Annotated in this window: 25 protein-coding genes; 16 read left to right on the forward strand and 9 right to left on the reverse strand. The window is 62.2% G+C overall.

Going from position 1 to position 26010, the window contains the following annotated elements; genetic code table 11:
- Positions 1-174 precede the first annotated feature (174 nt).
- The 4 genes from MA04_RS15375 (at position 175) to MA04_RS15390 (ending at position 6008) form a co-directional block, all read left to right on the forward strand.
- Positions 175-1557, forward strand: a complete 1383-nt coding sequence (locus MA04_RS15375; protein ID WP_163122083.1) for a hypothetical protein — start codon at positions 175-177, stop codon at positions 1555-1557.
- A gap of 91 nt (positions 1558-1648) precedes the next feature.
- Entirely contained in the window at positions 1649-3277 is a 1629-nt protein-coding gene (locus MA04_RS15380; protein WP_262461406.1) for an AMP-binding protein, read from the forward strand.
- A 119-nt stretch (positions 3278-3396) separates the two neighbouring features.
- On the forward strand, positions 3397-4296 hold the full coding sequence (locus tag MA04_RS15385) for a LysR family transcriptional regulator (RefSeq protein ID WP_163122079.1): 900 nt from the start codon (positions 3397-3399) through the stop codon (positions 4294-4296).
- A gap of 131 nt (positions 4297-4427) precedes the next feature.
- Positions 4428-6008: an acyl-CoA synthetase gene (locus tag MA04_RS15390; protein ID WP_262461408.1), complete on the forward strand. Its 1581-nt coding sequence runs from the start codon at positions 4428-4430 to the stop codon at positions 6006-6008.
- 85 nt (positions 6009-6093) lie between these two features.
- Here the strand turns inward: MA04_RS15390 and MA04_RS15395 are convergent, their stop codons facing one another.
- On the reverse strand, positions 6094-6582 hold the full coding sequence (locus MA04_RS15395) for an FKBP-type peptidyl-prolyl cis-trans isomerase (protein WP_022994832.1): 489 nt from the start codon (positions 6580-6582) through the stop codon (positions 6094-6096).
- 280 nt (positions 6583-6862) lie between these two features.
- Between MA04_RS15395 and can the strand changes: the two genes are divergently transcribed.
- Positions 6863-7498: a carbonate dehydratase gene (can, locus tag MA04_RS15400; RefSeq protein WP_014996417.1), complete on the forward strand. Its 636-nt coding sequence runs from the start codon at positions 6863-6865 to the stop codon at positions 7496-7498.
- A 174-nt stretch (positions 7499-7672) separates the two neighbouring features.
- Here the strand turns inward: can and MA04_RS15405 are convergent, their stop codons facing one another.
- From MA04_RS15405 to MA04_RS15430, 6 genes are all read right to left on the reverse strand, one after another.
- On the reverse strand, positions 7673-8401 hold the full coding sequence (locus MA04_RS15405; RefSeq protein WP_163122072.1) for a copper resistance protein B: 729 nt from the start codon (positions 8399-8401) through the stop codon (positions 7673-7675).
- Complete coding sequence (locus tag MA04_RS15410; RefSeq protein ID WP_163122069.1) at positions 8398-10350, reverse strand: copper resistance system multicopper oxidase; 1953 nt, start codon at positions 10348-10350, stop codon at positions 8398-8400. The genes MA04_RS15405 and MA04_RS15410 overlap by 4 nt, the downstream gene beginning before the upstream one ends.
- A gap of 73 nt (positions 10351-10423) precedes the next feature.
- Positions 10424-10759 (reverse strand): hypothetical protein, encoded by a 336-nt coding sequence (locus tag MA04_RS15415; protein ID WP_262461414.1) that lies wholly within the window; start codon positions 10757-10759, stop codon positions 10424-10426.
- 41 nt (positions 10760-10800) lie between these two features.
- Positions 10801-12414: a methyl-accepting chemotaxis protein gene (locus MA04_RS15420; RefSeq protein ID WP_262461417.1), complete on the reverse strand. Its 1614-nt coding sequence runs from the start codon at positions 12412-12414 to the stop codon at positions 10801-10803.
- A 67-nt stretch (positions 12415-12481) separates the two neighbouring features.
- The gene (locus tag MA04_RS15425) at positions 12482-13036 is read right to left on the reverse strand and encodes an RBBP9/YdeN family alpha/beta hydrolase (protein WP_163122063.1); all 555 of its coding nucleotides are present in this window, start codon (positions 13034-13036) and stop codon (positions 12482-12484) included.
- A 128-nt stretch (positions 13037-13164) separates the two neighbouring features.
- On the reverse strand, positions 13165-13965 hold the full coding sequence (locus MA04_RS15430) for an EAL domain-containing protein (protein WP_163122061.1): 801 nt from the start codon (positions 13963-13965) through the stop codon (positions 13165-13167).
- A gap of 208 nt (positions 13966-14173) precedes the next feature.
- Here MA04_RS15430 and MA04_RS15435 point away from each other — a divergent pair, with 208 nt between their 5' ends.
- The 8 genes from MA04_RS15435 to ahpF all read left to right on the forward strand — a co-directional run bounded on the left by MA04_RS15435 (position 14174) and on the right by ahpF (position 21747).
- Positions 14174-15178: a porin gene (locus MA04_RS15435; protein WP_262461419.1), complete on the forward strand. Its 1005-nt coding sequence runs from the start codon at positions 14174-14176 to the stop codon at positions 15176-15178.
- Positions 15179-15213: 35 nt separating this feature from the next.
- On the forward strand, positions 15214-15387 hold the full coding sequence (locus MA04_RS15440) for a YezD family protein (protein WP_082823849.1): 174 nt from the start codon (positions 15214-15216) through the stop codon (positions 15385-15387).
- A 93-nt stretch (positions 15388-15480) separates the two neighbouring features.
- The gene (locus MA04_RS15445) at positions 15481-16479 is read left to right on the forward strand and encodes a sulfate ABC transporter substrate-binding protein (RefSeq protein WP_163122055.1); all 999 of its coding nucleotides are present in this window, start codon (positions 15481-15483) and stop codon (positions 16477-16479) included.
- Between the two features lie 12 nt (positions 16480-16491).
- On the forward strand, positions 16492-17316 hold the full coding sequence (gene cysT, locus MA04_RS15450; protein WP_063141061.1) for a sulfate ABC transporter permease subunit CysT: 825 nt from the start codon (positions 16492-16494) through the stop codon (positions 17314-17316).
- A 1-nt stretch (position 17317) separates the two neighbouring features.
- Positions 17318-18226 (forward strand): sulfate ABC transporter permease subunit CysW, encoded by a 909-nt coding sequence (gene cysW, locus MA04_RS15455; protein WP_262461424.1) that lies wholly within the window; start codon positions 17318-17320, stop codon positions 18224-18226.
- A complete protein-coding gene (locus tag MA04_RS15460; RefSeq protein ID WP_262461425.1) occupies positions 18223-19287 on the forward strand; it encodes a sulfate/molybdate ABC transporter ATP-binding protein in 1065 nt (354 codons plus the stop codon). Before cysW ends, MA04_RS15460 begins: the two co-directional genes overlap by 4 nt.
- A gap of 239 nt (positions 19288-19526) precedes the next feature.
- On the forward strand, positions 19527-20090 hold the full coding sequence (gene ahpC, locus MA04_RS15465; protein ID WP_014996411.1) for an alkyl hydroperoxide reductase subunit C: 564 nt from the start codon (positions 19527-19529) through the stop codon (positions 20088-20090).
- Between the two features lie 85 nt (positions 20091-20175).
- On the forward strand, positions 20176-21747 hold the full coding sequence (gene ahpF, locus MA04_RS15470; protein WP_262461427.1) for an alkyl hydroperoxide reductase subunit F: 1572 nt from the start codon (positions 20176-20178) through the stop codon (positions 21745-21747).
- A gap of 170 nt (positions 21748-21917) precedes the next feature.
- Here ahpF and MA04_RS15475 read toward each other — a convergent pair whose 3' ends face one another.
- On the reverse strand, positions 21918-22523 hold the full coding sequence (locus MA04_RS15475; protein WP_262461429.1) for an RBBP9/YdeN family alpha/beta hydrolase: 606 nt from the start codon (positions 22521-22523) through the stop codon (positions 21918-21920).
- A gap of 242 nt (positions 22524-22765) precedes the next feature.
- Between MA04_RS15475 and MA04_RS15480 the strand changes: the two genes are divergently transcribed.
- From MA04_RS15480 to MA04_RS15490, 3 genes are read left to right on the forward strand one after another with little or no spacing between them, the layout of a single operon-like run.
- Positions 22766-23062: an iron uptake protein gene (locus MA04_RS15480; protein ID WP_163122042.1), complete on the forward strand. Its 297-nt coding sequence runs from the start codon at positions 22766-22768 to the stop codon at positions 23060-23062.
- Between the two features lie 17 nt (positions 23063-23079).
- Complete coding sequence (locus MA04_RS15485; RefSeq protein ID WP_262461431.1) at positions 23080-24750, forward strand: PepSY-associated TM helix domain-containing protein; 1671 nt, start codon at positions 23080-23082, stop codon at positions 24748-24750.
- Positions 24743-25063, forward strand: a complete 321-nt coding sequence (locus MA04_RS15490) for a DUF3325 family protein (protein ID WP_163122036.1) — start codon at positions 24743-24745, stop codon at positions 25061-25063. The genes MA04_RS15485 and MA04_RS15490 overlap by 8 nt, the downstream gene beginning before the upstream one ends.
- A 138-nt stretch (positions 25064-25201) precedes the next feature.
- Here the strand turns inward: MA04_RS15490 and MA04_RS15495 are convergent, their stop codons facing one another.
- Positions 25202-25984 carry an SDR family NAD(P)-dependent oxidoreductase gene (locus MA04_RS15495; RefSeq protein WP_262461433.1) on the reverse strand — a complete coding sequence of 261 codons (783 nt, stop codon included), beginning with the start codon at positions 25982-25984 and terminating at the stop codon, positions 25202-25204.
- Between the last annotated feature and the right edge of the window lie 26 nt (positions 25985-26010).

The raw sequence follows: 26010 nt of genomic DNA on the forward strand, positions 1-26010 counted from the left end.
CCGCCCGGCCCGTTCGGCTCCGTTGAAAGGCCCGCTTCGGCGGGCTTTTGTTTGGGTATTTATGCTTGATTAAAAAAGTATAAATACCTAGTATTCAGGGGAAAACCCCTGATTCAGAAAACGGCATCTCTGCCGCATCGATAACGCTAATAAAGCCCGATAACGGAGAACAACATGAGTCTGCGAAAGAGAGCGGACGGGGGCGAACAGCCCTCGACGCTGGGTTTCCTCAAGCTGCGCATTCCTTTTGTCCACTACAAGCTGGAATTGCCGGACATCCTGCAAGGGGCGATCCTTTGTGTGGTGCCGCTGAGTATCACGGCACTGATGACCTCGGTGCTGGGCATTCCTTTCGAGATCGCCGTTGCTTTCGTGGTGATCAACAACTTCCTGTTCATGCTGCATGGTCACTTCGGTGATCCGGCGGTATCCGGTTGGATCACCGCTGGGATTCCGTTGTATGTGGCGTTTCTGTCCGGCTATCCGGAGGGGGATGCGCGCATTCTGGCGTTGATTGCCTTGCAGTTGACGGTGGCGGGACTCTTTTTCGCCATGGGCTTGTTCAAGGGCGCGGATGTACTGGTTCGCAAGATGCCCATGTCGCTGAAGGCGGGGATTCTGGTGGGCGCCGGCTTCTCCGCCATAATGACGGAGTTTTCCGCCACCGGGCGGGTGTGGACCATGCCGATCACCATTTTGCTCGGTACGGTCCTCGGCTTTTTCATGTTGTTTTCCCGCACCGCCGCGCCTTTGCGGGAGCGTTATTCCCTGTTCCGTTTCATTGCACAGTACGGTATCGCCGTACCGTTCGTGATCGCCTATGTGTTCGGTATTCTGATCGGCGAGGTCCAGGCGCCAACCCTGGAGTGGGGCTGGGTATCCCTGCCGTTTGGCGACATGCTCAATGATTACACCGTGTTCGGTCTGGGCTGGCCGCCGTTCCAGTATTTCCTCGATGCGTTGCCGCTGGCGCTGGCCGCCTATGTCATCGCCTTTGGCGATGTGCTGGTGATCGATTCCCTGTTCAAGAACGCGGATAAGGTGCGCAAGGACGAAAAACTGGTTTTCAGCCCGCGCCGTAACAGCATCATCGCCGGGCTCCGCAATCTGTTTCATGGTCTGTGCGCGCCCTTTATCAGCTTGTCCGGCCCGTCCTGGACTGGTGGTCAGGCGCTGGTGGTGAATCGTTATATGAACAACGATCGCAAGGCCATGGACAGTTATTGGGGCGGGGCCAACAGCATTTACTGGGGCATGAGTATTGCCCTTCTGTTGTTACCGGTGGTGTCCCTGTTCAAGCCAGGGTTGAACATTGGTCTGGCGCTGACGCTACTGATCCAGGGCTACCTGTGCGGTTATCTGGCGTTGGAAATGCTCAGCAAGGGGACCAATCTGCAGCGCGGCGTGGCGGTGATCGTCGGCGCCATTCTGGCCACTAAAGGCGCGGCCTGGGGGCTGGGCGCCGGTCTGATACTGTGGCTGGTACTGGAGCGCGATTGGCTCGCCGGCGACAGCCGCGCCGCTGCCGGCGCCGCTGAATCCGCCGGCTCCGAATAGACGGCACCGTGCCGCGAAAACAACAAAGTGACCTACCAACTAGGCGCCCCGTGATCGGCATGGGGCGCCCTCAATTCAGGAGACTCCGATCATGTCCAGCACGCTTGCTTTCGATGCGGACCTGACGCCCAACGCCGCCAATTTCTCGGCTCTGACGCCGCTCACCTTTCTGACCCGTACCGCGCTGGCGCATCCTTATCGCACCGCGGTGATCCATGGTCCGGTGCGGCGCACCTGGGGCGAGACTCATCAACGCTGTTTGCGGTTGGCCTCGGCGCTGCAGGCCATGGGCGTGGGACCCGGTGATACGGTGGCGGCGTTGCTGCCTAATGTGCCGGAAATGCTGGAGCTGCATTTCGCCGTCCCGATGCTGGGGGCGGTGCTCAACACCCAGAACACCCGCCTGGATGCGGCATCCATGGCGTTCATGCTGGATCACGGCCAGGCCAAGGTGTTCTTCACCGATCCGGAATTCCATGAACGCAGCCGGGAAGCGTTGTCCCGCTGCTCGGTCTCCCCTCTGGTGGTGGATGTGGAGGATCCGACTTTCGAGGGCGGTGAACGGGTCGGGGAACTGACCTTTGGTGAGCTTATGGCGCGCGGGCGCGACGATTTCACCTGGCAGGCGCCGGCGGATGAATGGCAGGCGATCGCGCTGAACTACACTTCCGGCACCACCGGCGATCCCAAGGGCGTGGTCTACCACCACCGTGGCGCCTACCTGAATGTCTTGAGCAACATCATCGGACTGGGTCTGCCTCAGGGCGCCGCCTACCTGTGGACGCTGCCCATGTTCCACTGCAACGGCTGGTGTTTCCCCTGGGCGGTGACCGCCGTGGCCGGCACCCACGTGTGTCTGCGCCAGCCGCACCCGGAACCGATTTTCCGTGCCATCAGCGAGCATAAGGTGACCCATTTTTGTGCCGCCCCGGTGGTACTGAACATGATGATCAACGCACCGGAAGAGCAACGACAGCCCTTCGATCACACCGTGACCGTGGCCACCGGCGGCGCCGCGCCGCCGGCCGCCACCATCGCCGCCATGGAAAACCTGGGGATCAATATCGTCCATCTGTACGGGCTCACCGAAACCTATGGGCCCAGTCTGGTGTGCGAATTCCAGGACCCGTGGGCGGATCTGTCCCTGGAGGAAAAAGCGGACAAGGTGGCGCGTCAGGGGATTCTGTCGCTGTCGATGACCGACATGATGGTGGCGAACCCGGACACACTGACGCCGGTGCCGCGGGACGGCGTCAGTCTCGGCGAGCTGTTCGTACGTGGTCACAGTGTCATGAAAGGCTATCTCAACAATCCGCAGGGCACTGAAAAAGCCTTTGCCGGCGGCTGGTTCCACACCGGAGACCTGGGGGTGTGGCATGAGGACGGCTACGTGGAGATCAAGGACCGTTCCAAGGACATCATCATTTCCGGCGGCGAGAACATCTCCACTCTGGAAGTGGAGAGCGTGTTGTATGCCCACCCGGCGGTGCTGGAAGCGGCGGTGGTGGCCGGCCCCGATCCACATTGGGGAGAAATTCCCTGTGCCTTCATCGCGTTGAAGGGAGGACAGACGGTGAGCGAGGAAGACATCGTCAGTCACTGCCGGGAAGGCTTGGCGGGCTTCAAGTGTCCGAAAAAAGTGTTTTTCGTCGACGAGTTACCGAAAACCTCCACCGGCAAATTCCAGAAGCATGTGTTGCGGGAGCAACTCAGCGCCTGATTTCCCTGCGTTCTTCCGGGGGACTCCCCCGGAAGTTTTTTTCCTGCCAGAACAGTCTGTCTTGTCATCTGTAATGATGATGCTATGGTTAAAAGTCATCATTGATCGAGATGAAGGCCATGCTGATCCGATCCCTGGAAATCTTTCAGGCCGTGGTGGAGAGCGGCAGTTTCAGTGCCGCCGCCGAGAGCCTGCATACGGTGCAGTCCAACGTCACCGCCCATATCAAGAAGCTGGAAAGCGAGCTGGGCGTGCGTGTGTTGGAGCGCCGCAATCCGGTGGCGCTCACGTCCGCGGGGCATCAATTGCTGGGATACGCCCGCCGCATCGGTGATTTGCATAATGAGGCGCTCAACCACTTCAAGGGCGGTGGCGAACCCACCGGAGAATTGCGCCTGGGCAGCATGGAAACCACCGCCGCCGTGCATTTGCCGAAAGTGCTGCCCGCTTTCAGTCGACGCTGGCCGGCGGTCTCCCTGAATTTGCGCACCAGTCCTTCCGCCTGCTTGCTGGACGAACTTCGCGAGGGGCGCCTGGACGCGGCGTTCGTGATTGCCGGTAACGTCGGCGATGGTCTGATCATGAGGCCGGTGTTCCGTGAACGGTTGGTATTGGTGAGTGGCCGGCCGCTCGATGGCGTGCCGTGCGCGGCGGAATTGTCACGCACCTCCTTTTTGTCTTTCCGTCAGGGCTGTGGTTACCGGCAGACGGTGTCGGTGCTGCTGGCGGAGCAGGGCGCGCCCCCGGCGCCGATCCATGAGCTGGGCAGCCTGGACGCCATTCTGGGCTGTGTCAGCTCGGGTATGGGGCTGGCGGTATTGCCGGAATCCACGGTGCGCCAGTACCGCCATCGCTATCCGCTGCACTCGGTGCCCTTGCCGGAAGCGTTGTCGGCGGTGACCACGGCCATCGCCACCGCCGAGGAGAATACCTGGAGCCGGCCGTTGCGGGCCTTCATGGAAGGGCCCTGGTTACCGGATCTGGACGAGCCGTCGCGGCCGGCGTTGGCCTCGGTGTAGTCCGGTACTGATCGGTTTGGCCATGACAAAATAGTCGGTTCTGACGAATACCCGCCGCTTTCTCCCAGGCAACATCAAGGGTCGACGCCTGCCAGGCGACACCCAAAAAACAACAACACTAGGAGAGGTTCATGAACACGGAAGCCAGTCTGCGCCATCCGGGTCTGCACGCGCGGGTGAAGCCCGATCATCCCGCCGTGATTCTGGCGGATACCGGCCGCAGTATGAGTTATGCGGAGTTGGACGCCTTCGCCAACCGCCTGGCCCGGGTGCTGCAGAACGAAGGACTGGATTACGGTGAGCATATCGCCTGTTTGCTGGAAAACCGCCTGGAGTGCCCGGCGGTCCAGTGGGGCGGCCATTACGCCGGTCTGTATTACACCTTCGTCAGTACCCGGCTGAAACCGGAAGAGGTGCTCTACATTCTCGAGGATTGCGAGGCCCGGGTGGTGATCCTCAGTGCGCAAACCGCCACCCCGGAACTGGTTGAGGCCATTGGCGAACTGCCGTTGGCACCGAAGATCTTCATGCTGGATGAGCCGCTACCGGGATGTGAATCCCTAGAACAGGCCATGGCAGGGCAGTCTCCGGAGGCGCTGCCCGGCGCCCGGGAAGGCAGCGACATGCTCTATTCTTCCGGCACCACCGGCCGCCCCAAGGGAGTGAAACCGGAAATCAGCGGCCTGCCGGTGGGCAGCACCGAAACCCTGGCGGGGTTGATCGAGCTGGCGTTCGGCGGCAACGGCGACATGGTCTACCTGTCTCCGGCGCCGTATTACCATGCCGCGCCGCTGAAATGGACCCGCGGCGTGCTGGTGCTCGGCGGCACCGCGGTGATCATGGAGAAGTTCGATCCGCAGCGGGCACTGGAAAACATCCAGAAATATAAGGTCACCCATAGCCAGTGGGTGCCGACCATGTTCCACCGCATGCTGCACCTGCCCGAGGAAGTGCGTAACCGCTATGACGTTTCCAGCCTGAAAATGGCGGTGCACGCGGCGGCGCCCTGTCCGGTGACCACCAAGCAGGCGATGATCGACTGGTGGGGGCCGGTGATTTATGAGTACTACGGCAGCACCGAGGGCGCCGGCCTGACCATGACCAACAGCGAGGACTGGAAGAAACACACCGGCACCGTGGGCAAGGCAATCTACGGCACCCTGCATATCGTCGACGAGGAAACCGGTGAGGAGCTGCCCATCGGCCAGGAAGGCGCCATCTACTTCTCCGGCGGCCACCCGTTCGAATACCACAAGGATCCGTCCAAGACCGCCGAGGCGCACAATGACGAGGGCTGGGCCTGTGTCGGGGATATCGGCTGGCTGGATGAGGACGGTTACCTGTATCTCACCGACCGCAAGAGCAACATGATCATCTCCGGCGGCGTCAACATTTACCCGCAGGAGGTGGAAAACACCCTGATGGGACATCGTGCCGTATTCGACGTGGCGGTGATCGGTATCCCCAATGAGGAGATGGGGGAATCCGTGCACGCCATCGTCCAGTCCCGCGAGGACAGGCCGGGCACCGCGGAACTGGCCACGGAGTTGCTGAGTTTCTGCCGTGAGAAACTGTCGTCGATCAAGTGTCCGCGCACGCTGGAATTCCGCGACACACTGCCCCGTGAGCCCAATGGCAAGCTGCTGAAGCGGTTGCTCAGGGATGAGTATCGGGAAGGAAGACGGAAAGCGGAGGGCTTCTTCAGCCTCTAGGCGAAGAGAGGTATCGCGGCTGGTGAGCCGCTCCTACACATTCCCTGCAGGAGTGATTCACCAGCCTCGATTGGCGTGCCAGCGTTTAGTGGTCGTGGCCGTCCGGCCCGTGCACGTGGCCGTGCTGCTGCTCTTCTTCGCTGGATTCGCGGATATCGGTGATTTCCACGGCGAAGTTCAGGGTTTCCCCGGCCAGCGGATGGTTGCCGTCGATGGTGACCTGATCGCCATTCACCTCGGTGATGGTGAAGATGCGCGGGCCGGCTTCCGTCTGTGCCTGGAATTGCATGCCCGGTTGCAGCTCATCGCCGGCGCCTTCAAAGGCGGAGGCGGGAACCTGCTGAATCAGGCCGTCGTGACGCTCGCCGTAGCCTTCTTCCGGGGCCACGGTAACGTCCAGCTTGTCACCCACTTCCTTGCCCACCAACGCCTTTTCCAGACCGGGGATGATGTTGCCGTGACCGTGCAGATAGGTCAGCGGCTCCTGCCGTTGATGGGAGGAGTCGATGGTCTGACCGGCGTTGTTGGTCAGGGTGTAGTGGAACGCCACCACCTTGTTGTCTGCAATTTGCATGGATGCCCTTTTCGGGTTGATGAATTTTGGGCGGGAACCGTCCCCGCGCCCGCATACCGGCATGGTAACAGGGCAGCGACGGCCGTGACCAATCGCCGCCCGGCTGCGCGCCAGCGCCCCGGACGTTATAATCGGCCCCGCTTGCCGCGTCACCGGCCTGTGCCATTGGTGCCTTTCCCCCGGGGACCGGACGGATCCGATACACTTTGAAAGGGTTTTCGCCGTTTCTTTACGGAGCCGTTCCGGCATCATGGGGGTCGGATATGGAGAATGCCCGACCATGAAAACCCTGCCGCAGCTTTTCACCAACAACGAACAGTGGCGCCATCAGATCGAGGAAGAGCATCCCGGTTTCTTCCGTACTCTGGTAGGCCAGCAGAACCCGGAATTCCTGTGGATCGGCTGTGCCGATTCCCGTGTCCCGGCCAATGAAATCGTCGGCCTGATGCCCGGTGAGCTGTTCGTGCACCGCAATGTGGCCAATCTGGTGCATCACACTGATTTCAATCTGCTCTCGGTGCTGCAGTTCGCCGTGGAAGTGCTCAAGATCAAGCATGTCATGGTGGTGGGGCATTACGGCTGTGGTGGCGTGCGTGCTGCCATGGAAGACCAGCCTCACGGGCTGATCGACAACTGGATCCGCCAGGTACGGGAGCTGTATCTGCGCCACCGCAAGCAACTGGCGGACCTGGAGCCCACTGCCCGCCTTGATCGCATGTGCGAATTGAACGTGGCCCGCCAGGTGATCAACGTTTCCAATACCACGGTGGTGCAGGAAGCCTGGCGCCGCGAACAGCCCCTGACCATCCACGGCTGGATTTACGGCATCGGTGACGGCCGCCTCGGTGATCTGGGCATTGAGGTGGACAACAATGCCCACCTGCGTGAATTGGAAAGCCAGGAATTCGAGGTCTGATACCTCAGCACTCACGGGTACACCAACGTGAATCGAAGCCGCTACAGCGGCTCCGTAGTCCTGAGGTGGATTCGAAGCGAGCGGTTTGGTTGCTTGTTGGGAGCCGGCGGACAGCGCTCCAGGACCGTGCTTCTCCCGGGGCCTGGAGCGCTGTCCGCCGGCTCTCTTCCCCCTCTAGTACCAGACCCGGATACCGGCCACCAGCATGGTGTCACTGGTGTCCTCGCCGTGGTCACGGGCGAAGTCGGCGGTGTCGCCGAATTTCTTCTCCCAATGTACGCCAATGTAAGGGGCGAACTCGCGGCGGATTTCATAGCGCAACCGCAATCCCGCTTCCACCGTGGCGAGCCCCTGGCCGATACCGAGGTCCCGATCCTCCTTGCCGTATAGGCTGGCTTCCACTTCCGGAGTCAGGATCAGCCGCTGCGTGAACAGCAACTCGTATTCCGCTTCCAGACGCAGTTCGCTGTGGCCGGATTCGCCCAGGAACAGGTTGGCCTCGGTCTCGAAGAAGTAGGGAGCAACACCCATCACCCCGACACTGACCCAATCCCGGTTGGGATCGTCCGGTTGCCAGTCCCGGCGTACACCCAGTTGCCAGTCCCAGTAAGGCGCGAAGGCACGGCTCCAGGCCAGCCGGGTTTCCAGACTCTCGGTTTCGCCGCCCCGGTCCATGAGTCGCTCGCCTTCGGTGGCGAAATACAGCTTGTTGATATCACCGCCGTACCAGGCGTTGGCGGACCAGGCCGCCACTGTGCCGTCGTCGGCGTCACGGGCTTCCAACTGGTCCACCAGGATTTGACCGAAGCGGGCGGGAACGCCCTCCATGGCCAGAGCCGGTGTTCCGACGAACACGGCGATCAGTGCGACCAGCAGGCCGCTTAACGTCATTGATGCTTTCATGAGCGGCTCTCCTCGTCGGTGTGGTGTTGATGGCGTGGCACCACGCGCACTTCCCGGAACATGCCCGCTTCCATGTGATAGAGCAGGTGGCAATGGTAGGCCCACCGTCCCAGGGCATCGGCACGAACCAGATAGCTGAGTTTTTCTCCGGGTTTCACCAACAGGGTGTGTTTGCGCAGCAGACGCCCATCGCCCAGTTCCAGATCACTCCACAGACCGTGCAGGTGGATCGGGTGGTGCATCATGGTGTCGTTCACCAGGGTCAGCCGCACTCGTTCGTTGTGATACAGCTCGAGCGGCTCGGCGTCGGCGAACGGGATGCCGTTGAAACTCCACATGTAGCGTTCCATGTTGCCGGTGAGGTGCAACACGATTTCCCGCTCCGGCTGCGTGCTGTCGGGCAGACCATGGGCGTATTCCAGGTCGGCGTAGGTGAGCACTTTCCAGTCCCGGTCGCGTAGCCCGATGCCGGGATCGTCGAGCATCGGCACCGGAGACATGGCACGCATGTCCACGCCAGGACCGTATTCACTGTCGGCGTGTTCCGTGGCGCTTTGTCGGGCCGGCAGATCCGGGTTGTCCGCCGAGACCGCGAAGGGCACGGCGGCGTTGGTGTCGTGGTTGGTGTGCCCCATGGCCGAGTGGTCCATCCCGTCCTGCGTGCCGTGGCTCATCCCCTGATGGTTCATGCTTCCATGATCCATGCCGCCGGACATATCGCCATGGTTCATATCCCCAGGGTCCATGCCGCCATGATTCATGCGAGAGTGGTCCATGGTCTTCATGGCGCCACTGTCGTGTCCCATGGCTCCGTGATCCATGGCGCCCATGCCCATTTCCCGGTGCCCGAGCAGCGGCACCGGGTCCAGCTCCGGCACTTCGGCACTGAGCGAGGGATCCGGCGTCAGGGTGCCACGGGCGTAGCCGGACCGGTCGATGGTTTGCGCGAACAGGGTATAGGCGCGGTGATCCTTCGGCTCGACGATCACGTCCAGGGTTTCCGCCACACCCAGGCGGCACTCGTGGAAGCGCACCGGTTTCACTGGCTGGCCGTCCATGGCTACCACGGTCATATCCAGGCCGGGAATACGCAGGTCGAAGATGGTCATGGCGCTGGCGTTGATGAAGCGCAGCTTGATGCGCTCGCCGGGCTCGAAGCGGGCTTGCCAGTTGGCGGCCGGGGTATGGCCGTTGACCAGGAAGCTGTAGGTGTAACCGGTCACATCCGCCAGATCGGTCTCGCTCATGCGCATCCGGTTCCACATGTGGCGATCCTTGAGCGTCCGCACCACGCCTTTCTCACGGAAATCCCTCAGCGTGTCGAACAGCGTCCGTTCGCTGAAATTGTAGTAGTGGCTGAGTTTTTTCAGCGTGGCGTAGATGCGCTTGGGATCCTGGTCGCTCCAGTCGGAAAGCACCACCGCGTAATCGCGATCCACCGTATGCGGGTCCGGTTCCGCCGGATCAATAATCAGGCCGCCGTACAGGCCGCTCTGCTCCTGAAAACCGGAGTGACTGTGATACCAGTAAGTGCCGCTTTGCCGCAGCGGAAACTGGTAGGTAAAGGTTTCGCCGGGGGCGATACCGTCGAAGGACAACCCCGGCACGCCGTCCATCTGGAACGGCAGCAGCAGGCCGTGCCAATGGATCGAGGTGGTTTCCGGCAGATGATTGGTCACTCTCAAAGTCACCGTCTCGCCTTCACGCCAACGCAAGGTCGGCGCCGGCAGGCTGCCGTTGACCAGGGTGGCGGGCCGGTTGCGGCCGGTCAGATTCACATCGGCGGCGCCGATGTTCAGTTGGAATTGGTTGCCACGCAGCTCCGGCGCGCCGGTCTGGCCCTGGCGGGCGAATAATTGTGTCGGGGTGAGCCCCAGGCCCAGAGCGGTACCGCCCAGAGCCAGGCCCTGCACGAAGCGACGGCGGGGCAGGGAAAAAGACGTCGTCATAAGACGTTCTCCTCAATAGAAAACTAAAGACGCCACCCGTATGCGGGGGCGCGTGTTTCGATGGGAAAACAGTCTAGATGGACGGTGGGCGCCACGGTGGCGTGGGGAAACCGGCGAACCGCTGGCCCGGAGAGGCAAGGCGATCCGAGGCGGGTCGTTGAGGGGCCCGGACCGAATTGGCCGCGGTGGTCAAGGCGCCGCCCTGACAGGCCTGCAGGCAAGTGCAGCCTTCCGCGTCGCCGGCGTGGTGAGGGCAGGGATGATACTCCCGCATTTCGCCGCTGGCGCAGGGGTGATCGCCGCCATGGTGGGAAGCCATGGCGGGGGCCGGGCTCAGCAGAGCCCAGGCTATCAATAATCCGGCGAGCAGCGTTGCCACGGGCCGGAAGGCGGCGGAAACGGGAATCATGGTGTGCTTATACAACCCCGGGGTCACCCCCGGGTCAAGCCTTATGCCGGCGCAGGAACCGCTTTTTCGCTCTGGAGCAGGTCGTGATCGTCCGCTGTCCCGGTCCGTGGCGGGGTCTTGACCTGAAAGCGGGCCACATACAGGCGCAGTTGCTGGCTCTGATCCGCCAGGCGTTGGGCGGCGGAGAAGCTTTCCTGCACCAGCCGGGCGTTTTGCTGGGTCATCATGTCCATTTGCGTGATTGCCTCATTGGCCTGGCCGATGCCCTGGCTCTGCTCATTGGAGGCGGTGGAGATTTCGCTTACCAGGGTGCTGAGACGGCTGATGTCCGCCACCATGCCGGTGATGATCTCGCCGGTGCCGCGCACCTGCTGGCTGCCGGTGGCGACCAGGGTGCCGGCGCTTTCGATCAAGGTCTTGATCTCGCCAGCGGCCTCGGCGCTGCGGCTGGCCAGATTGCGCACCTCTTCCGCCACCACCGCGAACCCGCGGCCCTGCTCTCCTGCGCGGGCCGCCTCCACGGAAGCGTTGAGAGCCAGAATATTGGTCTGGAACGCGATCTCGTCGATGGCATCGACGATGGCGCTCATCTGCTCGGCGCTGTCATGGATGCTGCCCATGGTCTGGATCACGGTATCCATGGCGTCGCTGCCGCGGCGGGCATCGCCGGCGGTACTGTTGGCCAGGTGCCGTGCCTGCTCGGCGTGGTCCGCGTTCTGCTGCACGGTGGTGGTGAGCTGTTCCATGCTGGCGGCGGTTTCGGTGAGTGAGGCGGCTTGCTGTTCGGTGCGGGTGGCCAATTCGTCGTTGCCGGCCTTGATGTCTTCCACCGCGGTATTGACGATGTCGGCACTGCGGTGAATGTCGCCCACGGTGGCGCCGAGGGACTGGCGCATCCGTTCGATGTCGAACAGCAGGCTGCCGGTGTCGCCGTCTTTCAACCGCGTGGGTTGGCTCAGGTCCCCTTCGCTGATATAGCGCACCGCCTCGGCGGCGTAACCGGGTTCGCCACCAAGCCGGCGCAGCACGCCGCGAATGATCGCGCCCATCAGCAGTGTCAGCGGAATGCCCAGGGCCAGCAGGAACAGCAGCGACTGAGTGAGGCTGGCGTAAAAGGCGTCGTTGATGTCATCGATGTAGACGCCGGCGCCCAGGTACCAGTCCCAGCGCGGGTAATGCACATGCAGGGACGATTTTTTCGCCAGGCCCTCCTGACCGGGATGCACCCAGAGGTAATCGACGAACCCGTCGCCGTTTTTCACCGCCTCCATGAACTCCCGGAACAGATAGCGCCCTTCCTCGTTCTGGTAGTCCCACATGTTGGTGCCCTTGGCGAGCGCCGGGTGGGTCAGCATGAGATGATTTTCATCAAAGGCGTACAGATAACCGCGCCCTTCGTCATAGGTCATATCGCGAATCAGTTCCTCGGCGCGCTGCCGGGCCTCGGTTTCGCTGATGGCGCCGGAAGCGGCCAGCCGGGCCTGTCCATCAATGGCGTTGAGGGCCGAATCCACGTACTGGGACAGCCCGGTCTTGCGCTCGGTCAGAATGGTCTGGCGGTTTTCCCAGGCGGTCCAGCCCGCCAGGAGCAGCATCGCCAGCCACAGTAACCCGAGCATGCCCCACAGTTGTCGGGTCATGGTCCACTGCTTCATATCTGAGCCTCTTTATTGTTGTCTCCAAGAGAGCTATCGGCAGAAGCGGCTTCAGGTTGATAGGGCGCTATCCGGTCAAGGCGGTACCGCGCGAAACGCGCTGGCTGAGCAGCCAGCGCAGATCATCGAAGCCGCGCCGCCACTCGCCGATACCGGAGGCGCTGTTGATATGCCCCAGATCGCCGCCATTGCGAAAAGCACAGCCCCAATCCCGGGCCAGGCGGCGGGCTTCATCCAGGCTCATCCAGGGGTCGCTGGTGCTGGCCACCAGACGGGCCGGGACGGTCAGGGGGGCGGGCAGGCGTCGCGGCGAAGTCTCCGGCAGGGCCGGAGCCACCAACAACAATCCGGCCACCCGCCGTGGCCGGGTTGCGGTCCAGTGAGCCGCGGCCACGCAACCGAAGCCGTGGGCAATAAGCACGAAGGGGGACGGTAAAGCGTCGGCGGTCAGGTCGAGCCCATCCAGCCAGAAGGCCAGCTCGGTGTTTTGCCAGTCCGACAGCGTCAGGCTGTGCAGCCAGGGTAAATGGGTTTGCCAGCGTTGCTGCCAATGATCCGGATCGCTGCCATGCAGTCCGGGCACCAACAGTCCATGGAAGGGGGCGTTTTCGCGGGCGGACATTATCAATGCTCCCATTGATAAGGAGGGGGAGCGTCAGCATAGGCAGGGGAGTTGTCGCTTTCTTTACCGGTGCGGGAAGAGGTGATGACAACCGCCCTTTCCAGTGTCGCCGGTGGGTGGAGGCGCCTTCAAGGGAAGGCGCCCCGCCGCCAGGTGGGGCCGGTTAGGCCTTCCGCTGGCGGTGCCAGCGCGCGCGCCTGCACGTGGCTGAGCCCGTGCCGCAGGGCGAGGTCAGTGGCCAGGCCCAGTTGCAGGGTGAACGGCGTGCCGAATCGCGCGGCGGCATCAAGCACGATGTCACGCCGTGACGCCTCCAGTTCGGGGGCCAGTTTCACCATGTTCGGGGCCAATGCGTCCCAAAGCGTGGCGGTCGGTGCCGAGGTCACGTTATCCAGGGCGATGCGATAGCCGTGGCGGCGATAGCTCTCCACTGCCTGGCGCGGGTCTCCGGTACCGGTGGGATCGTGACGGATCTCCAGGATCACCTGTTCCGGCGTCAGCCCGCACTGGCGCAGAATCTGTTCGAAGGCGAGGCCGTGATCCTGCCGTACGCTGGCCAGGTGGCGCGGGTGGATATTCAACGAGAGCAGGCCGCCCGTGTCCGGCTGCAGCAGAAAGTTCAACGCGTGCACCGTGCGGCACAGGCGGTCCAGATAGACAATCTCGTCAGCGCTGGTGGGAATCATGAACAGCGCCTGCGGTGATAACGGACCGCCCTTGCCGTGTACCGACAACAACGCCTCATGACCGTAAACCCCTTCCTGGCAGAGAGGCAGGATCGGTTGGAAGCGGCTGCTCAGAACCAGGCCGGCGTAGTCGGCCACCACCACATCACCCTGCATGCGCAGAGTGTCTCTAGGGGCAATGGCATCACCGTATTGGCGGCGTTGTTCACGATTGAAATAATCGACGAGGTCGTTCAAGGGCATGGCGGGTCCATCCATGAAACGTCAATGGAACCACCAGGATAAGGGAAAAGTTATTATATTTAAAAAGAATAAATAAATAGAAATATATTCCTTTTTGATCTTTTTGTTTTCTCGTTAGCATCGTCCTCATCATCGACAAAGGATGCCCACCCGACCTCGGGAGGCGTTGCTTTTCATTTTTGCGCAACGCTGTTTTGGAGAACACCGAATGAAACTCGGGAACGCACTGGGGATCGGCCTGTTGGGGGCACTGCCTTGGGTCGCGGGAGCCAACGGCCCGGCTTTGTACGGCAAGATCAATGTTTCGCTGGAGAACGTGGATTTCGAAGGCGCCAGCCTGGCCGGCGCTGGCGACAACGACCAGTGGGAACTGAATTCCAACGCCTCGCGCCTGGGGATCAAAGGGGATTTTGATCTTGAGGTGGGCGGCCTTAAAGCCCTCTACCTGGCGGAGTACGGCATCGACGTGGACGGCGACGATGACGACACCTTCAGCAAACGTAACATTTACGCCGGCCTGGCCGGGGCTTTCGGCACTCTGCGTGCCGGCAACATCGACAGCCCGCTGAAAAGCATCGAGGGCAAGGTCGATCAGTTCAATGACCTGTACGGTGACATTGACCATTTCCTTGGCGGGCAGACCCGTAACAAGAACAGCGTCCAGTATCTGAGCCCGACGCTGCTGGGTGGCTTGTCGGTGCATGGCGCGTTCTCGCCGGGGGAACAGGAGGACACCGATGACAATGGCGAGCCGGATGACGATCTTGCCGATGTGGTGTCCCTGGCTCTGGCCTGGCAGCGCGACGGTTTTTATGCCGCCCTCGCTTACGAAAAGGATCAGGCGGCCCGGCGGGCGGTGGACGGTTTTCGCCGTGCCGACATTCTGCGCGCGGTCACCACCTACCGCTGGCGCGTCCTGGAACTCGGTGCGCTCTACCAGCAGGCCAGGGATACCGCGCCGGGCAGCGACCTGGAAGATCGCGGCTACCTGATCAGCGCCGCCTGGCATGTGGATGAGCGGTTTACGCTGAAAGCCCAGGGCGGTGAAAACCGCGGAGAGGAAAGCGACGAAAAGCTGACGCTCTGGGCCCTGGGGGCCGACTACAGCCTGGGTCGCAATACCGTGGCTTATCTCTATCTGTCCAACCTGGAGCGGGACCGGGCCGGCGCTGAGGATCGTGCCGTCGGCACCGGTCTGGCCTTTAAATTCTGACACCCATTAACCAACGGAACCAAGGAGTAGGCGACATGGCTCGGCCTGACACGCATCGCAACCCGGCGTCGGATGAGGTGGATCTGGCCACACTGGTGACGTCGCTGATCAAGGATCTGCGCTTTGGCGCCGTGGAAATCATTGTCCACGAAGGCCGCGTGGTGCAGGTGGAACGCAAGGAAAAATACCGTTTCGACAAGCCGCGTTGAACGGCTGAAGCCACTCAACCCGGCTTGCGGCCGACCGGACCACCGGAGGTCTCCAACACATTCGTAACCCTCGTTTTTTGTGGAGACTGTACCGTGAAGTTCACTCGCTTTTTCGTCGTGGCCGCACTTGGCCTGGCCCTGTCCTCCCCGGCCCTGGCGGACCGGGAAATCCTCAACGTGTCCTACGACCCCACCCGGGAGTTGTACGAAGCGTTCAACAAGGACTTTATCAAACACTGGCAGGAAGAAACCGGCGAAACGCTGGTGGTGCGCCAGTCCCATGGTGGCGCCGGCAAACAGACCCGCGCGGTCATCGATGGTCTGGAAGCGGACGTGGTCACCCTGGCGCTGGCCTATGACATTGACGCCATCGCCGAGAAGACCGGCAAGATTCCCGCCGACTGGCAGAAACGTTTGCCCAATAACAGCGCGCCCTATACCTCAACCATTGTGTTCCTGGTGCGTAAGGGCAATCCCAAGGGGCTCACGGATTGGGACGATTTGGTGAAGCCGGGGATCGAGGTGATCACGCCGAACCCGAAGACTTCCGGCGGCGCGCGCTGGAATTACCTGGCCGCCTGGGCCTACGCCAAACAGAAATACGGCTCCGAGGATGCCGCCAGGGATTTCATCACCAAGCTGTACCAGCAGGTGCCGGTACTGGACTCCGGTGCCCGTGGCGCCACCACCACTTTCGTGCAGCGGGGCATCGGCGATGTGCTGCTGGCCTGGGAAAACGAAGCGCTGTTGGCGATCAATGAACTGGGTAAAGGAGAGTTCGAGATAGTGGTGCCCTCGGTGTCCATTCTTGCCGAACCACCGGTAACGGTGATCGACAAGAACGCCGAAAAGCACGGCACCACCGACGTGGCCAAAGCCTATCTGGCGTATCTCTATACCCCGGTTGGCCAGAAGCTGGCGGCGGAAAACTACTATCGGCCCACCGATCCGGAGGTGGCTCGTGAGTACGCCGACCTGTTCCCCGAGGTGAATCTGATTACCGTGGACAGCGCCTTTGGCGGCTGGCGGGAAGCGCAGAAGACGCACTTCAACGACGGCGGCGTGTTCGACCACATCTACCAACCCCGGTGAGCGGATAACCTCATGTCACGAAACCGAGTCATACCCGGCTTCGGGTTGTCCTTGGGCTACGCCACGCTTTACACCAGCCTGATTGTGTTCATCCCGTTGGCGGCGTTGGCCGCCAGTGGGATTTCCCTGGGCGCGGAAACGTTCTGGGCGGTGGTCAGTCATCCGCAGGCGGTGGCGAGTTACACACTGAGTTTCGGTGCCTCCCTGGTGGCGGCGCTGATCAATCTGATATTCGGTCTGTTGGTGGCTTGGGTGCTGGTGCGTTACACCTTTCCGGGTAAGCGCATCGCCGATGCCCTGGTGGACTTGCCGTTTGCCTTGCCGACGGCGGTGGCCGGCATTGCCCTGACCGCGTTGTACGGTCGCAATGGCTGGTTCGGACAGCACCTGGAGAGCTGGGGATTCAAAGTAGCCTATGCGCCCGCCGGCATCGTCGTGGCGCTGACGTTCATCGGCCTGCCTTTCGTGGTCCGCACCGTCCAGCCGGTATTGGAAGGGTTGGAGCGGGAACTGGAAGAAGCCGCCGCCAGCCTCGGTGCCAATCGCTGGCAGACGTTTCGGCGGGTGCTGCTGCCGGCGCTGGTGCCGGCGTTGCTCACCGGTTTTGCCCTGTCCTTCGCTCGTGCCGTGGGAGAGTACGGTTCGGTGGTGTTCATCAGCGGCAATATGCCATACCGCACTGAAATCACCCCTCTGCTGATCTACAGCAAGCTGGAACAATACGATTACGCCGGTGCTTCGGCGCTGGGCATGATGATGCTGGTGTTCTCGTTCGTTCTGCTGCTCGCCATCAACGGTTTGCAGTACTGGAGCCTGCGCCGGCGGGGAGGAGGTTGAAATGAGTGGTGTGATGTCTTCCCTGTCCACGCCGGGCAACGTGGTGGTCAGCCGTCGGGCGGTGACCGAGGCAGCCTGGCTGCGGGGGCTGCTGATCGCCCTGGCGCTGGCGTTCCTCGGTGTGTTTCTGGTGGTGCCTCTGGTGCTGGTGTTCCAGGAGGCGTTTTCCAAAGGCTGGCAGGCTTATCTGGCGGCGCTGACCGAGCCGGACGCCTGGCATGCGGTGAAGCTGACGCTGATCGCCGCCGGCCTGGCGGTACCTTTGAACGTGGTGTTCGGCGTTGCCGCTGCCTGGAGCCTGACTAAATTCCATTTTCGCGGCAAGCAGGTGCTGATCACCCTGATCGACCTGCCGTTCGCGGTGTCACCGGTGATCGCCGGCCTGATCTACGTGTTGGTGTTTGGCTCCCGGGGCTGGCTCGGTCCCTGGCTGGAGGAGCACAACCTGTCGATTATTTACGCGGTGCCGGGGATCGTGCTGGCCACGGTGTTTGTCACTTTCCCCTTCGTGGCGCGGGAACTGATTCCGTTGATGCAGGAGCAAGGCGTCAGTCAGGAGGAAGCGGCGTTGACGCTGGGCGCCAGCGGCTGGCAAACCTTCCGCCGTGTCACCTTGCCGTCGATCAAATGGGGGCTGTTGTACGGCATCATCCTGTGTAACGCCCGGGCCATGGGCGAATTCGGCGCGGTCAGTGTGGTGTCGGGGCATATTCGCGGCAAGACCAACACGTTGCCGTTGCATGTGGAGATTCTCTACAACGAATACCAGTTCGCCGCCGCTTTCGCGGTGGCGTCGATGCTGGCGTTGCTGGCGGTGGTCACCCTGGTGGCGAAGTCCTTTCTCGAATTCAAGCATCAACGGGACCGTGAGCGTGCCGCGCACGCCGCCGCCCGTCAGGAGGTCTCATGAGTATTCAGGTCCGTGATTTGCGGAAAACCTTCGGTCACTTCAAGGCGCTGGACGATGTCTCGCTGACCTTTCACAGCGGCGAGCTGGTGGCGCTGCTGGGGCCGTCCGGGTGCGGCAAGACCACCTTGCTGCGGATCATCGCCGGGCTCGAATACCCGGACAGCGGCGCGGTGCTGTTTTCCGGCGAGGACGCAACTTTCACCCATGTGCGTGAACGGGGCGTCGGTTTCGTGTTTCAGCATTACGCGTTGTTCCGTCACATGACCGTGTTCGATAACGTCGCTTTCGGTCTGACCGTGCGCCCGCGCAAACAAAGACCTTCACGGGAGGAGATCGCCAAACGCGTGCACCGATTGCTGGAACTGGTGCAACTGGACTGGCTGGCGGACCGTTATCCGGATCAACTGTCCGGTGGCCAGCGTCAGCGCATCGCTCTGGCCCGGGCGCTGGCGGTGGAACCGCGGGTGCTGCTGCTGGACGAGCCGTTCGGGGCCCTCGATGCCCGGGTACGCAAGGACCTGCGAGGCTGGTTGCGGCGTTTGCATGATGAGTTGCACATCACATCGATTTTCGTCACCCACGATCAGGAAGAGGCGATGGAAGTGGCGGACCGCATCGTGTTGATTAACCAGGGGCGGGTTGAGCAGGTGGGCACGCCTCAGGAAATCTACAACGCACCGGCTTCGCCGTTCGTGTACGGCTTCATCGGTGATGCCAACCGGTTGTCCGGACACGCCGCCGGTGGCTGGGCGGAACTGGCCGGGCTGCGGGTGCCCGCTCCCGAGTTCGGGCAATCGGAACCGCGTCCGGTGACCGGCTATATCCGCCCCCACGATATTCAGCTGCAGGCTGGTGACAAGGGGGAGGGCGTGGCCGTACGGGTGGAAAGCGTGGCTCAGGTTGGGGCGGCACTGCGGGTTGGCGTGCGAATACCGAACGGTGATACCGCGTTGCAGGTGGAATTGCCTCATCACGGCGGTCACTGGCCGTTCCAGGTCGGTGAGCCGGTGCGGGCGCTGCCGTGCGCCGCGCGGGTATTCGCGCGGGACGGCGCGCATTGATCGCCAGTGTTCTTGATTCAGGACATCGTCTTGCCACTGTCACTGCTGGTAATGAAGATGGGGCCCGGACGGGCGACTCACGGATAGCGCCCGTTTCAGGGAAAAGCCGAGCGCCCGGCGGCACGAAATATGGATAGGCAAAACCAATCGCGACCATTCTGCCTATCCATTATGAATATCGTTTCGCCGGCGTTATGCTTCTCTCCGTCAAGTTGACAACCTTTCGAAAGGAGCAAGACATGTCTGTAATCAATACCGAAATCAAGCCGTTCAAAGCCCAGGCGTTCAAGGACGGTAAATTCGTCGAAGTGACCGAAGCCGACCTGAAAGGCAAGTGGGGAGTGTTCTTCTTCTACCCGGCCGATTTCACCTTCGTTTGCCCCACCGAACTGGGCGACGTGGCCGATCATTACGAAGAGTTCCAGAAGATGGGCGTGGAAATCTACTCTGTCTCCACCGACACCCACTTCACCCATAAAGCATGGCACGACAGCTCCGAAACCATCGCCAAGATCAAGTACACCATGATCGGCGATCCGACCATGCAAATCAGCCGTAACTTCGAAGTACTGCGTGAAGACGAAGGCCTGGCCAACCGCGGCACCTTCATCGTTGATCCGGACGGCATCATCCAAGCCATGGAAATCACCGCCGAAGGCATCGGCCGTGACGCCGAAGACCTGCTGCGCAAGGTGAAAGCCGCTCAATACGTGCGTGCCCATCCTGGCGAAGTATGCCCGGCCAAATGGAAAGAAGGCGAAGCCACCCTGGCTCCGTCCCTGGATCTGGTTGGCAAAATCTGATCCCGCCACGGGCATGGATCAATCCCGGGCCCACGGGCCCGGGTTTTAATCGACATCCTGTTAATCGTTCATGGAGACCGCCAGCATGCTGGACGCCAACTTGAAAACCCAATTGCAATCCTACATGGAGCGCATCACGCAACCGTTCGAGATGGTCGCGTCCCTGGATGATGGCGACAAATCCCGGGAGCTGTCGGAGCTGCTGCGCGAAATCGAGGCGATGTCCGACAAGATCACGTTGCGTGAGGATGGCGATGACGAGCGCCGGCCTTCATTCAGCCTGAACCGCGTGGACGGTGACATCAGCCTGCGCTTCGCCGGCATTCCCATGGGCCATGAATTCACCTCTTTGGTGCTGGCACTGTTGCAAGTGGGTGGTCATCCGCCCAAGGTCAGCGACGAGGTGATCGAGCAAGTGCAAGCGCTGCAAGGCGACTTCCGCTTCGAGACCTATTTCTCTCTGTCCTGCCAGAACTGCCCGGACGTGGTCCAGGCGTTGAATCTGATGGCGGTACTGAACCCGAACATCAAACACGTGGCCATCGACGGTGCCCTGTTCCAGGACGAAGTCGATCAGCGCCAGGTGATGGCGGTACCCAGTGTGTTCTTGAACGGCGAAGAATTCGGCCAGGGCCGCATGGGTCTGGAAGAAATCCTGGCCAAACTGGATACCGGCACCGCCGAGCGTGACGCCGAGAAACTGAACGCCAAGGACGCCTTCGACGTGCTGGTGGTGGGCGGCGGGCCCGCCGGTGCCGCCAGCGCCATCTACGCCGCCCGTAAAGGCATCCGCACCGGTGTCGCCGCCGAGCGCTTCGGTGGTCAGGTGCTGGATACCATGGCCATCGAGAACTTCATTTCGGTGAAGGAAACCGAGGGGCCGAAACTGGCCACCGCGTTGGAGCAGCACGTCCGTGAATACGACGTGGACATCATGAATCTGCAGCGCGCGCAGCAACTGATTCCGGCGGACAGCGAAGGCGGCTTGCATGAAGTCCGTTTCGCCTCCGGTGCCAGCCTCAAAACGAAGACGCTGATTCTGGCCACCGGCGCCCGCTGGCGTGAAGTGAACGTGCCCGGTGAGAAAGAGTACCGGGGACGCGGCGTGGCGTACTGCCCGCACTGCGACGGTCCGCTGTTCAAAGGCAAGAGCGTGGCGGTGATCGGCGGCGGTAACTCCGGCGTGGAAGCGGCCATCGATCTGGCCGGCATCGTCGAGCACGTCACTCTGCTGGAGTTCGACACCAAGCTGCGCGCCGATGCCGTGCTGCAGAAGAAACTGCACAGCTTGGCCAACGTCACCGTGCACGTGAACGCCCAGACCTCCGAGATCACCGGTGATGGCACCAAAGTGAACGGGCTGCTGTACAAGGATCGTGACAGTGGCGAAGAGCACCGCGTGGAACTGGCCGGGGTGTTCGTGCAGATCGGCCTGGTGCCCAACACCGACTGGCTGAAGGGCACGGTGGAGCTGTCCCGCCACGGCGAGATCATCACCGACGCCCGCGGCGAGACGTCCATCCCCGGCATCTACGCCGCCGGCGACGTCACCACGGTGCCGTACAAGCAGATCGTCATCGCCATGGGCGAAGGGGCCAAGGCCGCGCTGAGCGCCTTCGACCACCTGATCCGCACCTCGGTGAGTGACGCCGCCTGATCCTTGGCGGGATAAAAGCTGCCCCACAATCGTGGGGCAGCCCTGTCCACGCAACTGATATGCCCTATTCGCGGCCAAGGCCGCTTCCCACAGCGCTTAAGAGACTTCTGTGGGAAGCGGCCTTGGCCGCGAATGTAGTTGCCAATGCATCGCCCCTGGACCGCGATCCATCAATACGCCTGGGAGACAGCGGAAGGAGTGATGCGCGGCGCCGTCGGCATCGCAGGAAGCTCCGCGGTCAGTCGCCGCAGATAACGACGGCCGCCGTCCCAGCGATGGTGGCCGGAAGCCACGTTGATGTGCCCCACGCCTTCCAGCAACTCGAAATCACTACCCCATTCATCGGCAAAATGTTCCGTCCGGGCGGCGCTGGCGGCGCGGTCGTTGCTGGAACCGATCAGGATCGATCGGAACGGCAGCGGCTCCATGGGCACCGGGGCAAAACCGCGCAACGCCGCTGGTGCGGTGTCCCGTTCCACGTCCGCTGGCGCCACCAGCAACGCTCCGGCTACTCGATGAGCCCATTGTTGGCCATGGCGGCGGGCCCAATGCGCGACGGTAACGCAGCCCAGGCTGTGGGCGATTAGCACCACGCGGTCCGCGGTGCTGGTACTGACCAGATGGTGCAGGGCTTCGATCCAGTCTTCCCGGTCCGGCAATTGCCAGTCACGCACGCGGGTGCGGCGGCTCGCGGGTAATCGGGCCTGCCAATGGCTTTGCCAGTGGTCCTGGCCGGAGCCGTGCCAACCGGGGATGATCAGATGCTCGAGGGACATGGGTGGGTTCCTGCCGGAATGGATGTCCACACAGGGTATCGTTTGCTGAACAACTTAAAAGTAATAAATAATTGAATACATATTCAAAATTGAAATATATGGACGGGCCTGTCGAATGATCCGCGTGCCCTTGCCGGCGCCGTCATTCAGGGACGAATTTCATTAGTGTTTGCGATCGAGTATCATTTGCGGCATTCCGCCAACCCGCGAACAGGACGCCCGACGTCCCGGACAGGAAGACCATGAGCACCGCAATCGTGTCCCGCACACAACTGCTTTCCCGTATCGCTGCCGCCTTGCTCGGCGGCTATGTGTTGGCCTGGGGCTTCATCGCGCTGGGCGTGGCCGCCGCCTTCGCCGCAGGCATGCCTTTTCACGACGCCGAGCATTTGTTCAGCCTGCTGGCTTTTCTGCTCTACCTGGTGACCTTTTTGTGGAGCTTTGCCGCCCGTGATCCGCGTCGGGTATGGCTGGTTCTGGCCGGTGGCGGCGCCTTGATGGCGGTGCTGGCGTCCCTCATTCAACACGCGCTGGTGTGAGCGGAAGGAGAATCCCCATGTTTCAGAATTTCCGTCTCGCCATGGCCTGGGTTCACACCTGGTTTGGGCTGTTCCTGGGTTTTGTGCTGATGGTGGTGTTCTTCTTCGGTTCGCTGTCGGTGTTCGATCGGGAAATCGACCGCTGGGCGATTCCCGAGAGCCGCTTCGAGCCGCAGCCGATGCCGTCCTTCGACGAGATCCTCAAGCCGGTATTCGAGGACATGCAGCCCTCCAGGGAAAGCGTCGACCAGATGCGCTCCCGGGTGGATGGGCCGATGCCGGAACATTTCGACACGCCGGTACGTTGGGGCGCCTACACCACGCACCGGGACCCGGTACTGGGGCTGTTCGCCGGCTACCAGGTGCCCAACGCCAACAACCCGGACGAGCTGGTTTGGGGCACCCGCACCATTGATCCTCGCACTGGCGAATCCTTGCCGGATGATCAATTGAAGATCGGCAGCCGCTTCTTCTATCCGCTGCACTACAGCCTCAATCTGCACTGGAAGGATCTGGGCTACTGGATCGTCGGGCTGGCGGCACTGATCATGCTGGTGGCGCTGGTCACCGGCGTGATCATGCACCGCAAGCTGTTCCGCGAGCTGTTCACCTTCCGGCCGAAGAAAAGCAATCAGCGCAGCATTCTCGATCTGCACAACCTGACCGGTGTGGTGGCGCTGCCGTTTCACTTTATGTTCGCGTTCACCGGGCTGGTGATTTTCGCGGGTATCTATTTCCCGGTCACCCACACGCAACTGGAACCCCTGCACGATCTGCACGAAGTGGTTGAGTCCCAGGAAACCGGCTTGCCCCACGAACGGTCCGGCGTCGCCGCGCCGATCGCCTCGGTGGACGCGATGGTGGCGGAAGCCCAGCGCCGTTGGGCGGCCAGGGACATGGCCGGTGATGTGGGCTTTCTGGCGTTGCAGCACGTTGGCGACGCTAATGGCTACGTGAGCATTTATCGTGCCGGTACCGACCGCATCGCTCTCACCGGAGAAGGCATTCACTTCAAGGCGTCCACCGGCGAAGTGCTGCGCGAGGACCCGCCGCCGTCGACGGTGGAACGGATCGATGAGTTCCTCACCGGTTTGCACTTGCAGCACTTCCGCCACTGGTTGCTGCGCTGGCTGTACGTGCTCGGTGGCCTTACCGGGTGCGCGTGCATCGCCACGGGCTTCCTGTTTTTCGTGGAGAAACGCAAGCGCCAGCATGCCAAACGCGGCCAGATCGGCTCGCGAGTAGTGGACGCCCTGGCGGTGACCACGGTCACCGGCATGCTGATCGCCACGCTTGGCATTTTGATCGCCAATCGGTTGCTACCGGTGAACCTGCCGGCCCGGGGCGATTGGGAGCAATATTGCTTCTGGGGTGTGTGGGGGCTGGCGATGGCGCACGCGTTCTGGCGTACCGCGCCGGTGGCTCTGGGCAAGCTGGCGCCGGCCTGGCGTGAGCAATGTTGGGCCATCGCGGTGCTGGCGGTGGTCGCGGTGGTGCTCAACTGGGTCACCACCGGCGATCATCTGCTGAAAACCCTGAGTGCCGGTTATTGGCCGGTGGCGGGGGTGGATCTGTTCATGCTGGTCAGCGCGCTGGTGGCGGTGTTCACCGCGCGGCGTTTGCAGCGCCGTCCCCGTCCCCAGTCGGCGGACGGCAGCGAGCTGTCCGGGGAGGCCGCCCATGCCTGAGAACGTTCTGTTGCTGGCCGCGTTGCTGCTCAGCCTGATTGGCCTGGGCTGGTTTGCCCTGGCGTTGGACGTGCATTGGAAACAGGCCTGCGGCAAGCAGGCCCGTGGCGTGGTTTCCGCCCGGGGGTTGAGGCTGTCCGGCGGTGTCGCGCTGGCGCTGGCGCTGATCCTGTGTCTGCAGGTGGATCATCCGACCATGGCGGCCCTGGTGTGGATCATGTCCCTGGCCGGGGCGGCCCTGATCGTGGCGTTCACACTGTCCTGGCGACCCCACTGGCTGGCGCTGCTGGCGGCACGGCCGCCACGGCGTTAATCGTGGTTCGTGCTGTCCTTAAATTCGCACGGCGTTCGCTGGCAAGGCAGCTTCCCACAGCGGCCCCGTAGCTCCGCCTGTGGGAAGCTGCCTCGGCAGCGAATGGACGTGTAGGCCAGCAGTCCCAGACCAGGTTCCCTAGCGTTTTACGCCGCTGGCGTTGAGATGGCTCCCGCCGTCCACCAGCAACGCTTCGCCGGTGCTCAGGTCGCCGCCGATGACCAGCCCCAGTACCGCCTGAGCCACGGTTTCCGGAGACGCGGCGTCATTCAGCGCGGCGCCCCTTTTGGTTTGCTCCAACAGCGCGTCATAGCGCTCCTGGCCCAGGCCCTGGGCCAGCCATTCCCCTTGCACGAAGCCCGGACAGATAGCGTTGACGCGCACCTGCGGGCCCATCACCCGGGCCAGGGATTTGGTCATGGTCAGCAGCGCGCCCTTGGAGGCGGCGTAGGCGATGGAACTGCCGACCCCGGCGAGCCCGGCGATGGAGGCCATGTTCACCACGTGGGCGACACCGCTGTCGCGCAAAGCTTTTTCCGCCGCCCGCACCATCTGGTAGGGGCCGACGGTGTTGACCCGGTAAATGTTGAGGAAGTCGTCGGCGCTGAGACCGTCCAGGTTTTCATGAGCGCAGAACAGGGTGGTGCCGGCGTTGTTGACGAGAATGTTGAGACGGCCGAACTGATCCAGCGTGGCCTGCACCAGTGCCCGGCAATCCTCATCACGGCTGACGTCCGCCTGCACCACCAGGGCTTCCACGCCGAGGGCGCGGCAATCGTCGGCCACTTTCTGCGCCCCCCCCTCGTTACGGCTGTAGTTGATGACCACGTTGCAGCCGTATTCGGCGAACAGGCGGGCGGTGGCGGCGCCGATGCCGGAGGACGAGCCGGTGATCAGAGCGACGGCGTTTTTTATTTGCATGTGGAGCTCCCGAGTCAGTGCCGCCG

This window comes from Alloalcanivorax balearicus MACL04 (assembly GCF_025532145.1).
Taxonomy (GTDB): domain Bacteria; phylum Pseudomonadota; class Gammaproteobacteria; order Pseudomonadales; family Alcanivoracaceae; genus Alloalcanivorax; species Alloalcanivorax balearicus.